The organism is Flavobacteriales bacterium (assembly GCA_025210805.1).
Lineage (GTDB): Bacteria > Bacteroidota > Bacteroidia > Flavobacteriales > CAJXXR01 > JAOAQX01.
In genome coordinates this window covers 149093-161782 of sequence record JAOAQX010000005.1, presented here as the reverse complement: position 1 = coordinate 161782, position 12690 = coordinate 149093, and the positions used below count along the sequence as shown (strand labels likewise).

The 12690-nt window shown below is 33.3% G+C and carries 8 protein-coding genes; 1 reads left to right on the top strand and 7 read right to left on the bottom strand.

The genetic code is table 11. The features are described 5' to 3' along the window. Positions 1–340: 340 nt before the first annotated feature. Together N4A45_02520 and N4A45_02515 are read right to left on the bottom strand one after the other, a co-directional pair. Positions 341–1234 (bottom strand): Rpn family recombination-promoting nuclease/putative transposase, encoded by an 894-nt coding sequence (locus N4A45_02520; protein ID MCT4664092.1) that lies wholly within the window; start codon positions 1232–1234, stop codon positions 341–343. Positions 1235–1525: 291 nt separating this feature from the next. Next, complete coding sequence (locus tag N4A45_02515) at positions 1526–3526, bottom strand: hypothetical protein (GenBank protein ID MCT4664091.1); 2001 nt, start codon at positions 3524–3526, stop codon at positions 1526–1528. A 536-nt stretch (positions 3527–4062) separates the two neighbouring features. On the opposite strand from N4A45_02515, the gene N4A45_02510 reads away from it, so the two are divergent. Then, positions 4063–6885, top strand: coding sequence for a response regulator (locus N4A45_02510; protein ID MCT4664090.1), 2823 nt, complete (start codon positions 4063–4065; stop codon positions 6883–6885). Positions 6886–7178: 293 nt separating this feature from the next. Here the strand turns inward: N4A45_02510 and gldN are convergent, their stop codons facing one another. The 5 genes from gldN to N4A45_02485 are packed head-to-tail and all read right to left on the bottom strand — an operon-like array spanning position 7179 to position 12652. Then, positions 7179–8042, bottom strand: a complete 864-nt coding sequence (gldN, locus tag N4A45_02505) for a gliding motility protein GldN (GenBank protein ID MCT4664089.1) — start codon at positions 8040–8042, stop codon at positions 7179–7181. Positions 8043–8049: 7 nt separating this feature from the next. Further along, positions 8050–9633, bottom strand: coding sequence for a gliding motility protein GldM (gldM, locus tag N4A45_02500; GenBank protein MCT4664088.1), 1584 nt, complete (start codon positions 9631–9633; stop codon positions 8050–8052). Positions 9634–9643: 10 nt separating this feature from the next. After that, a complete protein-coding gene (gene gldL, locus N4A45_02495) occupies positions 9644–10297 on the bottom strand; it encodes a gliding motility protein GldL (GenBank protein MCT4664087.1) in 654 nt (217 codons plus the stop codon). Between the two features lie 33 nt (positions 10298–10330). After that, a complete protein-coding gene (locus N4A45_02490) occupies positions 10331–11662 on the bottom strand; it encodes an SUMF1/EgtB/PvdO family nonheme iron enzyme (GenBank protein MCT4664086.1) in 1332 nt (443 codons plus the stop codon). Between the two features lie 42 nt (positions 11663–11704). Then, positions 11705–12652, bottom strand: coding sequence for a type IX secretion system membrane protein PorP/SprF (locus tag N4A45_02485; GenBank protein ID MCT4664085.1), 948 nt, complete (start codon positions 12650–12652; stop codon positions 11705–11707). Positions 12653–12690 lie beyond the last annotated feature (38 nt).

The window sequence follows — 12690 nt, the reverse complement described above, 5'->3', positions numbered from 1 at the left end:
AACAAGATACTACATCTTCTTATAGATTTATTAAACCTACCCAATACCAGTTGAGGAATTAATTTATTCTTCTTCTGGTATTTTTTTGACTTAAACCAAAAGAGTTTTTATACCATTTATAGTATTAATTTACTCGCCATATAATTCCGATACATTTTGAATACATACTAATGAACGAAATGCTATAAGTGCGCATTGAGCAAGTATTCGGTATAGAAATTAGCTTTAACGATTTTCGGTGTGTTTGAGATAGCTTGTGATAAGACCCAAAAAGGGCAATGATTATCAAAACCATTGCCAACAAATTTGCTTTTTTTCTCTTGCTATCAAATAGAATATACTATTGTTCTTCTAGAATTCTTTTTATTTCTTCTTCGGTCAAACCCGTTAGTTTTTGAATGATTGATATATCAAGACCTAATTTAAATGAGTTTAAAACAATATCAATATTCTTCTGCTCGATTCCTTGTTCAATTCCTTCGGCCTTACCCTCCAATTTACCTTCCATGTATTTAGTTTCCAAAGAATTTTCTAAATCTCGATAGACTTTCATGCTATCTTCATAATACATCAGTTCCTTTTTTGACAATTTCGCCACCTCTGCCACTTCAAAAAGATGAGCAAAAACTTTTTCTTGTAGTTTATCAGGGCGTTTTTGTAGATTCGGTAAATTCCTCAAAACATAGAGCCATTTCTCAAATTGCGTTTCTAATTCATCAATTGTTTTATTGAACTTGGGCATTTCAAGATAGATAAAAGTCAGCTTATCATAAAACACCTCCTTGGTTTCTATATCCGTGAGCATTACATCATAGCGATATTTATCTGGGTTGTTCTTATTCTCATCAAAGATAAAATCTAAAATGGCTATAGTATAAACTCCTTTTAGACTAAAATCCCAAGTCAATTTCTTGGCTTGTTCTTGGATGGGAAAAGTGGAATAATAGACCGTTCTATCCTTAAAGAAATTCTGTTTTGTCTTTTGAATCTCTACAATAAATTTCTCCCCTTTTTCATTTTCACAATAAATATCAAAAATAGCTCGTCTATCAGATTCAAGACGTCCCACATGTTCATTTTTTAAATACGTTATGGACTTTATATTTCCTTCTTTCTCTTTTAAAAGTTCATTCAGAAAATCCAACAACAAATCCTTGTTGGGTTCTTCACCAAACAATTTCTTAAATCCAAAGTCTGTAAAAGGATTGATATATTTTTCTTCAAATCCTGTCATAATGAGTCTTCTAATCTATTTTATTATTGCAAAGGTAAGTCTTTTTAAGAAGATTGTATTGTCTATGGTTGTTGATTTGCTTATTGGTGCAATACCACTATTTTGTTAAAAATCAATTATGAATCAAGTGAATTTGTGAGTATTGAACGAGTAAGCGGTATAAGGTTAGTGTTTTTAGCATAATCAGTATTATAGGTTTTAAAAAAACAATACTATTTCTCAAAAAAAATCCCCTACCCTATTCAAAATAGGCTAAGGGATTATAGGCATTGATATAAAAAGTAAACCGTGTTAATTAACCCATATGTTGTTCAAAGCATTGGGAAGATTAGCTTCTTTGTAGGTGTAATTATAGAGATTGGTATTTGTATTTGTATTAAGTAGATTGTAATACAAATTTCTTCCAGCTGTATATATTTTCCCATCTGTTGTAATAAGACTAGTTGTTCTAGCTGTTATTTTAATGGTTTTTATAATTCGTCCACTTAATATAGAAAGATCAACTTCTTTAAAATCATTTAACTGTTGTGCTGCATATCCTGATTGATATCCTGTAAAATATCCTCTTACATATAGTTTGTTATCATTGGTAAGAATCATTATTCCTGAATGTGAATTTCCACCACCTAAAATTCTTACTAGCTTTATTCCAGAAGTATTCCCTACCATATCACCATCAATAATCAAGGGTTCAAAAGTAGATACATAAGAATTAGAAGAACTATGATTTTGTATACCTCTATCAACCTCACCAGATATATAAATTGTTCCATCCGTTAATACTACCAAGGTCAAAGCACGAGAAGCATCAATTTTAGCAACTTGATAATTTACTGGAAAACCTGTCATTATCTTTTTGAAATTATTAATACCTCCAGAACTTGATATTGATCCTAAACCTGTTGCACCATTTCTATATTCTCCGGTAGTCCAAAGTTTACCATTAGAATCTATAAAAAACGACTTTCTTTCGGCTATTTCCACATCAATTGGAATTGGAGTAACTCCTCCATTTTGATTAGTATAGACCGTGTCACTTAAATCTAAATATTTAAACATACCGATTCCAACATTTACACCTTTACTCATTTCTCCTGTAGATGATGTACCGACTCCACCAGTTCTATATATTTTGTTGTTATGAGTAAGAACATAGGAGTGATAGGGTGCGAGAGAAATATCCACAACTCTTTCATTTAGTGGAATTCCACATAATTTTATAGGGTAATTTGCTAAATCACCTAGACCGAGTTTATAACTTCCATTACTTCCAAATCCATATAATTTCCCTTTATTGGATACTGCTATAGAATGATTAGCTCCTGTGGCTATATTGCTAATAAATACTTTATTATTAAACTCATCTCTTATGTCAATTTTCTCAAAATCAGATAAATAAGCATTCGTACTAATATCTCTACCTGCAGCTAAAGTAGATACATTTCTCCCAGCAGTAAATACTTCCCCTTTATTATTTAGAAAAACAGAAGTATAATTTGCTTGATCGCTAGCAAAATCTTTTGAACACTCACAATCCTGTACTGTAATGTTTAACTCAGAACGCTTTGTTTTTCCATTCTCTTCGTAAGTCAAAAAAATGGTTGCTGTATAAGCATCAGAAGTGCTTAATCCATTGGCATCTGTATTAAGGTTTTGATTATAGGTAATAGTAGCCGTTGTAGAAGAGTTTGCTCCTGTTGCATCTAGACTGGTCAAAACAGGTTGAGAAACAGCTGTAATAGGATTTCCATTAGAGTTATAAACAGCCAAAACTAAATTAGACACAGCTGTATTTGTTGAAATGGTTAATGTTTGTTCGTAAGTGGTTTGCTGGGCAAAATCTGCTTTGCTTGCTGTTCTTGAACTTAAGGACCCACAACCATTTGCAAAATCATTAGATTCTGCAATATCAAAACAAGTCTGGGTAGAAATACTTACACTACCATTTTCTCTATCTGGTGAATCTGTCACAATTCCTCCTCCTGTTCCTGGCGTTCCTGCACCAGAAGAGCAAAGACTTTTCCAATCACTATCACTATTTCCTGTGGATCCTGTAAAGACCTCTAAACAATTGATATTTTTGTTGTAAATAAGTAATCCAGTTGCAGGATCAGTAATAGCCTGTCTTTCTGCTTCGGTTAGTCTGGGTGGTAAAAAACCTTTGTTAGAAGAAGATACTTCTAAAACAGAAGAAGCGTGTGGACTATTTGTCCCTATGCCCACCTGAGAAAATAGATTACTAGACATTCCTAATAGTACAAAAACAACTAGTAAAGTGCGATTGAGTAGCATAACAAATTTGAGGTTTGATGTTAATAATATGAGGCAATGATACAATGAGATTTGATTAAGAAATTCCCATTATTACTCTTTTGCACGTTTTGAAATAAAGAATGGAGTTTTCGGTATTGTTTTCTACTATTTACACTTTCATGATGCCGTTCCCTTACTTATATATAATACAGAGTAAATTAACAACTATAATTGTTCTACTATAATGATCAACTCTGGAGTTATATAAAAATTTGATTATAATGATCAATAAATATAAAAACACCCGTCATATAGAAATATTAATGCAAAAAACTCACTAACAAAATATTAACCTTAAATAGATAATAGTATTTAATAATAAAAGATCGTATTAAGTTATATAATGACTGATTATCGATAACAAAATGAAATTATAAATGTTATTTCAACAATATAAACATATACATTTGTAACACACCATTCAAGAATCAAATAATAAGGAGGAATTTAAAGATTCATAGGAACCTTTTAGCTATTCTCATGGTCGTAAATTCGCAATTGATAATAAACGCATTATGAACGTTAAAAAAACATTTTTTCTTCTGTTGGCTCTTTTACTCTCTCCACTGAGCTACGGGCAGAAAAAACAGAACAGTATTCGCCATCAACTTAGTTTTTGTAAACAAAATATCTATAAATATCCCGATACCGTATCTGTTGTTCTTAAAAATTTAAGTGAATATTCTTTAAGTGATAAAGAAAAAATGGAGTTGTATTTCTATCAGTATTGGTACGATCATATATATCAAAAATACACAACTGCCTCTAGAGCAAGCGCTGTTAAAGGCTTAGGAATTGCCAATAAGCAACAACATCATTATTATCAAATACAGTTTAACGCTGCAATGATTCGTTCTTATATAAATGAACAAGAAAGAGCTCCGCAATATTATTCTAATCTGCAGAATTTACTTAAAAAAATAAAAGAACCTAGTCTACGTTTTGATATTTATAATGCCTTGGGAATGTATCATTATATCGTTACTGCAGATACAGAAAAGATCGCGGAATATATTGCAGAGGCCGATAAAATATTTGAGGTAAATGAAACCAGTTTATCACTCTTTCAGTTAAAAGACTATTATTGGATCAAAGGCGTTTCTTCAACAGATTTGGACAAAGGATTATATTTTTTGGATCGAGCACTTGAAGTAACGATGAGTATTGGTGATAATTATTTGAAATACGATTTGTATTTATGGAAAATAATCTATCTCACGGGCATAAAAGGAATCTCGGATCCTGAACTTATTATTTATATCGAAAGCCTCTTGCAAGAACCAGAAAAAGACAAAAGACATAAAAGGATTTACTATCCCTACCTTTTGCAGTCTTTGGTTTTTTCGGGACAGGATAAAAAGGCTGAAAATGTTTTTCAACTATTTGAAAAACGCTATAAAGCTTCAGGTTATAAAGTAAACAATGAAGTCAATATTAATATGTTGGGTTATTTTGTCTACAAAAAAAAGCAGCCTCATCAGTCTATTACTTATTTAGAAAAGTATATGAATGATATCATTAATCATGAGTGGAGTAAACAAGACTCCTTAGCGGTAAAAATGGATCGAGAATTAAAAGCAAAAGACTTAGAACTGAAAATTTTGGCTGAATCTTTTGAAGCGCAAAAAAATGCCAAACAGCGAGATTTAATTATCGGAGTATCTTTGATAATCTTCACTCTACTAGCAATATATGTATATATAAAACTAAAATTTAAGAATCAAAAACTGAGTTTATTAACAAAATATTATGATCGGGAAAAGACTATTAATGAAGAACGCTCATTGTTCTTGGAAAATATTTCTCATGAAATAAAAACACCTGTTACTATGGTCTCTGGTGTTTTAGAATTAATTAATGAAACAAAAGATAAAGAAAAGAAGAAAGAACTTTTAGAACTCGCTAGAGTGAATATCAAAAAACTCAAGCGTGAAATAAAAGGGATGACCTACATGAACAATCATGCTCTTATAAGAAAAGATAATTCTGAAAGAGTTCCTATACTCTTTTTTATGAAAAAGATATTAACAGAAAACCTAATTGGTTTCCGTAGCAAGAGTGTATGTCTAAAATGGAAACATAATTTTGATTTGAATACTTGGGTGCAACTAGATGATGAAAAAATACAAATCATCATTAATAATTTAATATCCAACGCACTGAAGTATAGTCCAGAGAAAAGTCTTGTTGAAATAGAATGCTGGGTAAATGAAGGGGAGTTTTATTTTCAAATTACAGATTCTGGACAAGGAATTCCTGCCAATGAGGTAAATAAAGTATTTGATAGATTTTTTCAAGCAAGTAATAGTAAAGTAGGGCAAGGCATCGGTTTAGCTATTGTAAAACACATCTCTGATGCTATATCTGGAAAAGTAAATGTGACAAGTGAACCGAACATTTCAACTTGCTTTTCTTTTCGTTTTCCAACAAAATTTGGAGAAGAACTATCAGAAAAAAGCTCTTATACTTTCTATGAGACCCAAAAGCTCATTCAACAAATTACCTTCAAAGAGAATAAATCTACACTATTAATCGTTGATGACAACGAATTTATACACGCTTTTTACCAAGAGATTTTCTTTGATTATAACTGTGTTTTTTCATTTGGTGCTTTGGCTGCATTAGATTTTTTAGAAAAGAATAAAGTGGATTGTGTGATTTCAGATGTTATGATGCCCAATATGGATGGTTTTGACTTAAAAGAAGCCATGAATAAAAACAAACTAACAATTCCTGTAGTCTTTGTAACGGCAAAATCTATTGTTAATAATAAAATAGAAGCATTAAGAATTGGCGTGATCGATTATATTCAAAAACCATTTGAAATCAATGAACTTAGAGTTCGAGTTCGAAATATAATCGAAAACTATCATTCAAAATTACAATATATCGATCAAGAGATTATACCTACGCAAAATAATGTACTCTCAGAAAAACAACATATTGAGCTTAAAGCACAGGATCCAATGAATATCGTCAAGAGGATGATCAAGGATATTGAAAAAAATATTTCGTCTGAAGAATACGGTGTCAAACAATTAGCAGAATCGGTTTTTTATAGTGAGAGTCAATTAAGAAGAATTGTAAAAAAACTTACTGGTTTTACTCCCAATAAACTCATTCTTGAGGTAAAACTCTTAAGAGCTGAAAGTCTATTAAGGCAATACCCTCACGCGAAAATTTATGAAATCCAACAACAGATTGGAATTAAATCCTCGCCCTATTTCTCAAAAGTATTTAAAGAACGTTTCGGAATATTTCCTTCCGAAATCTTGGAAAGAAATAACCATGTAGATATACAAAAAAATGACATAAAGGTCAATATAGAAATAGACTAGTTAATGCTTACGATTATTAACTCATGCCGTTTACGATATTAATTTTCCCCATAGGTTTAGTTTATTTTTCGAGGTGTTTTGTTGTAGAATAACTACTAATACCGATTACTTGCTAACATTACCCACTTATTTCACTGCATTCATAACTGGCTTTTAGCAATGTATCGGCATTATACCTATGGGTAAATTAACACCAAAAATGGTATAATTTCATAAAAATCGGTTTAATCCAAAACAAAAAACCATTCCTAAAATTAGGAATGGTTTTTTTTAATATGAACTCTTTTGTTCTACTAGTAACTCCAAAGGTCATGTTCGAAGTTTCTAATTTCATTTTTGATTCTTTCTGCTTCAAGAAGTTGATCAACTTTCTTCTTGTTGTAATCGTAGATATATCTATTTTGCATATTAGACTCATACTGGATTACTGAAGAAAACATTCTTTTATGGAAGAACTCATCCATTGTCATACGCTCAAAGTTGTTATATGGATTCCATACATTTGAGTTAGCCAATAACTGACGTACTTCTGGATAATACAACCAAAACAATTGTGTTTTATCATAAGATGCAGTCTCTGGATTCTCTACCAAAGCAACTGGACAGATTCCAAGAATACGTGAATCCATTACCGAACGTTTTTTGTCGAAGAAACGCTCTTCTCTAATCAAGATTTCGATAATTTGATTAGGAAGTACACGAATCGTTTGTTTACGAATCACCACTTCACCTGTATCAAAATCTTCATCTTCGATAGTTTCAACACGCTCCATTTTTTCTTTAATCTTTGCCAGTGGCATTTTGATTTCGAATAAAGCATCATCATAAGCTTGTACTTTTCCACTCTCTACAGCTCCCATCAAAACCGAGAAAAGGTTTTTACGATATGCGGTAGGCTCCACAGGATAAAACAAGGGTTGATTTGTTGGTAACTTCAAATTAATTGAAGAAACATATTGTTTATGCCACCATACGTCTTCCTCAGCAACAGCTACATAAGGAAGTGTACGACTGTCATAGTCGAAATCTCTTAAAATAAAAGTTCCGTGTTGATTATCTGCCCCTATTTTATTACTAAACTTTGATTTCTTTGTTGTTTGAGCATCTGCATTTAGCATTGCCAAACCTAGGGTTAATATGGTTAATAATCTTTTCATCCTTTGATTAGTTAACTGTTAATACTACTGGAGGACATACTTTTGTAGGAATACTTGGGTATGCTTTCGCTTTTGCACGAATTCTTACAAATGAAACATCTGATCCTGGTTTTACTCTTCTAAGTTTTTCTTTGATAGCTGGAGTGAATAAATCTCCTTTTACCGAAACCTCTTTGATATATTCTCCCTCTTTGATTCTAAGAGTATATGATTTTACTCTAAAGTTAATATCAAATGGGAAATCTCTTAGCTTAGCTCTTACTCCTTTTGTTGAAAGAAGTAATCCTTTTGCAATTCTACCTTCTGACAATCCTGCAACACTTGAAACTGGATTCGGAATACGTTTTACACGGAATTCTTTTGGTTTCCCAATTCTTTTCCCGTTAGCTGTAACAGAAATATTTACATTTTTGCTATTTCCTTTTGCTACCGTAATATCGTATTTTCCTTTTCCTGCATTCTTTTGAGCCGCTCCACTCACTGAAATTCTAACGTTTCTAGAATCTACTCCAGGAACTGAAACTTCAATTGGGTTTGGTACCCCTTGGTAGAATACATTCATTTTTGTAGGTGAAACTACTGCTGTAGGAGAGGCAACGTTATATGCATTTTGCGTTTCCCAGCTTTGAGAAGTTCCATCTGTTTTAACAATCGTAATTTTTGCACCAATTTTGTGTTCTCCCACACCTGAAGCAACAAAAGAAAGTTTTCCTTTTCCATTCTCTACAGGTAGATCAGAAGATCCATCGAAGTTTGGTTTTCCATTACTAAATTTTCTCGTAAATTCTACTTTAGGTTTTTGTTTAGAATCAAAAGCTGTTACAAAGACATCCGCTTCGTATTTATCTCCTGCAAGCAGTGATGAAGATTTAGGTACAATCATCGCTTCTAATTCGTCAAAACTAAAAGCCGATTTCCCCACTGAAGAATATAAACTTCCTACTACATCCGATTCAACTTTTACTACATCCGCTTGGATTTTTCTAAGAAATGTAAGAATCGCAATTAACGGATAATGCCCAAAAGTTGCATCCTCCCATTTTAAATTAACAGCACCTACTTTTCTATCTTTAGTATTAAAAGCTCTTTCGATATCTGCACGAATACTTGGATTTTTTGTTACTTCACTTAAACCCAATAAATAATCACGGTATTTTTCTATTTCAATACGTAATTTCTCCGCTCTTTTAGGTTTTTTCAATAATAAATTTGCAACTTTATCAAGATCATCCATTTTTTCTGGGAGTTTCATTCCTAGATCTTCATCTAGTTCTGGTTCTCCGTTCAAATTAGTAATGTCTTTATGCAATGTTTGTATATGATCATTTAATTGCTTTGCTCTTGATCGAACTTCTTCAGCAATTACTTGGTTTTCCTTAGCAGAAACCTTTTTTTCGGCCAAAGCCGCAAATGATTTATACAATTCCGTGTTATTACTCTCCATAGCAGAAACAGTGGTTGCAAAACCATCTTCTACTTTTGCGAAAGCATGTAATATGTCTTTAGATACATTCAAGGCAAGAAGAGCTGTCAACACGAGATACATCATGTTGATCATTTTTTGCCTTGGGGATAATTTACCACTCGCCATAGTAAATCAATTAGTTTTTGTTATTAAAATTCATCGCAGTAAGCATGTTTCCATAAACAGAGTTTAAAGAACTCAGGTTCTTCGTTAAGCTGTTTAATTCGTTTTGCATGTCTGCTGATGTTTTCATAGCCGCTTGCATATTACTAGCAAGCATTTGAGTAGACTCTGTATATTGCTTGTTTGACTCAATTTGTGACTCATACATTGCATTAATAGCCTCTAAACTCTTTGAAGCTTTCACAACTTCTGTAGAATAGTTAGAAGTAGATTCGGCAATAGAAACAGCTTCTCCAAGTCCATTGGCAGCATCGCTTACTTTTCTAAGACCATCTCCTAATGAAGATACCAAATCTTGATCTACTTTTGCCTTTTCTAACATATTATCAAGTCTTTGAGCAGCTGTAAGACCATCTTTTGGATCGTCCTCAACTTCCATTCCTGCTAATTCAGGATATACTAAAGACCAATCATATTCTTTTGGTGGTTTTTCAAAAGCAGATACAAAAAAGATAATCGCTTCCGTACCCAAACCAGCTATAAGCATTGCATTTGCATAAGGCCAGTGCTGAATTTTAAATAGTGCTCCCAAAATTACTACAGCTGCTCCAATACCATAGAGCTTAGCCATAAAGTTTTTTCCTTTTTTACTTTGTAAGAATCCCATAACTAGGTTGTGTTTTTTTTGTTTTTGTTATTACTATTTTTCGTAGTCAGAACGTACATTTTCGAAAGTTTTCACACATCTAAATCCGATGAATGAACTCGCTTCATTTTGGTACTGATAATCTCTTGCAGAAATTTGGATAAATGCAGCTACATCTTTCCAAGACCCACCTTTGATAACTTTTCTTTTCAATTTCTTACTATCTCCTTTTTCTGCATTATAGCGGTAATCAGGGTTTAAGTCATGATAGAAAGAGTATTGTGTTTGTTCAAATGGTGTAGCGGTCCATTCTGAAACGTTTCCACTCATATTAAATAAACCAAATCCATTTGGATGATAAGCATTAGCTGGTGCAGTAAACACATACTGATCTACCCCATACTCACCTCTTCTTGGCTTAAAGTTAGCAAGATAACATCCTTGTCTTGTTGCTGGATATGGTGTTCCCCAAGGGTAAACAGCTTTCGCTTTATTTCCTCTAGCAGCATATTCCCATTCCATTTCAGTAGGCAAACGGAAAGGCGTATCAAACGTCTTCTCCATACCAGACTTTTGACTTTGTCTTACATTTGTTCTCCAAGCACAGAATGCGTTTGCTTGTTCCCAAGAAACTCCTACAACAGGGTATTGGTCATATCCTGGGTGAGAGAAATAGTTTGAAAAGATAGGCTCATTGAATGTATAAGCATAAGCAAAATCTTTTAACCAAACTGTTGTATCTGGATAAACAGGTGCTTTTGCCGTTTTGTATAATTGAGCACTTTCGAAGTTATTTCCGTATGTTCCGTCTTCTCTATTATATCTGTTTAACGGATTTCCTAATGCTTTATTGTTGATATACTTATATTCATAAGTCCAATTTCTAACATCTAAACCAGCATTTTGATTTCCTGTAACTGTTTGATCTGGGTCATAAGAAAGCTCTTTCAAGGCATCTACAAATGCTTCATCATCTGAAGACCAGTCTATTTCAACATCCCAATTCAAGAATGGTTCATCGATAGGTTCTCCTTCCGAATCTTCCTCAACTAACTCATAACCTTCTACACCAGCTTCTGCAAGTGCTTTTCTTACGATGGAGTCACGAACCCAATGTACAAACTGGCGATACTCAGAATTGGTAATTTCAGTTTGATCCATGTAGAAACTATGCATCGTAACCGTTTTTACTGGCATAGTTTGTGCATAAGGTACATCATCATCATTAGGTCCTGTAGTGAAGGATCCTCCACCTACTTTCGTCATTCCTAAAGGTTGTTCATAATTTGGATTGATTCCTGCAGAAGATCCTACTAGTTCTGTCTGCGGCGATGAGCAGCTTAAAATCCCTGCTCCTATTAATCCAAGAAAAAATATTCGTTTCATACTATCGAAAATTATATCTTCTGTGTTGTGTTTACTAATCTACTAAAGGAATCTGTTATTTCTATAACGGAATTTCCCTTTTCTCGGTGCATCAATTGCCTTACTATAACGGATAAAGACCTCATGTGAGCCTGCTTGGTAGCTACTCAGTTGAGAAATAGTTAAGTCATAAGAATAACCAAACTGTAATCCTTGTGGTAGTTTATAAGAAAACATGAATGCTAATGCATCATCTACTCTATAAGCCATACCTGCCGTTATTTTATTTTCATACATAAAATTGGCTGCAAAATCTATTTGTGTTTGTACCTGATCCGTTTTTAAGAAAAAGGAAGGGTAGATTTGCCAACTTCTGTTTAATTCATAGTTTGCTTCTGCTAAAACGTAGTAATGACGTTTTGTATTAAAGGCAACACTATTATTCCCTGATGGTAGCTCGGCTTCAAACTCTGCAAAGTGAGTTGAAGATAAACCTATACGGTAATTGCGATAGGTAAGAGCCAATCCAATACCGATATCTGGAATAATCGCACTAGCATCTTGATCTGGGATTTTATTATCCTCAAATCCCGATCCGCCACTTGGTGTCTTCCATTCGCTATAATCAAATGCGATATTATACAGACCTGCATTCAAACCTAAAGACAAGTGTGCATCTTGGCTTAAATCAGCCTTAAAAGCATAGCTCGCATTAAATTGTCGGTAAGCAAGTCCTCCACCTGTTACGTCGTTGATAATTGTGGCTCCAATTCCTCCTGATAAGGCGTGTACTGGCATTTCAAACGAAAGTACCTGCGTGTTTGGCGCTCCTTCAAAACCTACCCATTGAGAACGGTGAAGCAAACTGACATTCATATTACCAGTTGCTCCAGCGTAAGCTGGGTTAAAAACAAATTTGTTAAACATGTTTTGTGTTAACTGGGCATCTTGTTGCGCAAACATAGACGAACAGCTCAAAATCACAAAACTAAACAAGAATAATCTCTTCATAGAAAATTAGGTTTACCCTAGTACATTCAGTTGATTGG

Excerpts from the sequence above, each read along its gene's own strand:
- N4A45_02485 (MCT4664085.1), bottom strand. The coding sequence starts at position 12,652 with ATGAAGAGATTATTCTTGTTTAGTTTTGTGATTTTGAGCTGTTCGTCT.
- gldM (MCT4664088.1), bottom strand. The coding sequence starts at position 9,633 with ATGGCGAGTGGTAAATTATCCCCAAGGCAAAAAATGATCAACATGATG.
- N4A45_02490 (MCT4664086.1), bottom strand. The coding sequence starts at position 11,662 with ATGAAACGAATATTTTTTCTTGGATTAATAGGAGCAGGGATTTTAAGC.
- N4A45_02515 (MCT4664091.1), bottom strand. The coding sequence starts at position 3,526 with ATGCTACTCAATCGCACTTTACTAGTTGTTTTTGTACTATTAGGAATG.
- gldN (MCT4664089.1), bottom strand. The coding sequence starts at position 8,042 with ATGAAAAGATTATTAACCATATTAACCCTAGGTTTGGCAATGCTAAAT.
- N4A45_02510 (MCT4664090.1), top strand. The coding sequence starts at position 4,063 with ATGAACGTTAAAAAAACATTTTTTCTTCTGTTGGCTCTTTTACTCTCT.
- N4A45_02520 (MCT4664092.1), bottom strand. The coding sequence starts at position 1,234 with ATGACAGGATTTGAAGAAAAATATATCAATCCTTTTACAGACTTTGGA.
- gldL (MCT4664087.1), bottom strand. The coding sequence starts at position 10,297 with ATGGGATTCTTACAAAGTAAAAAAGGAAAAAACTTTATGGCTAAGCTC.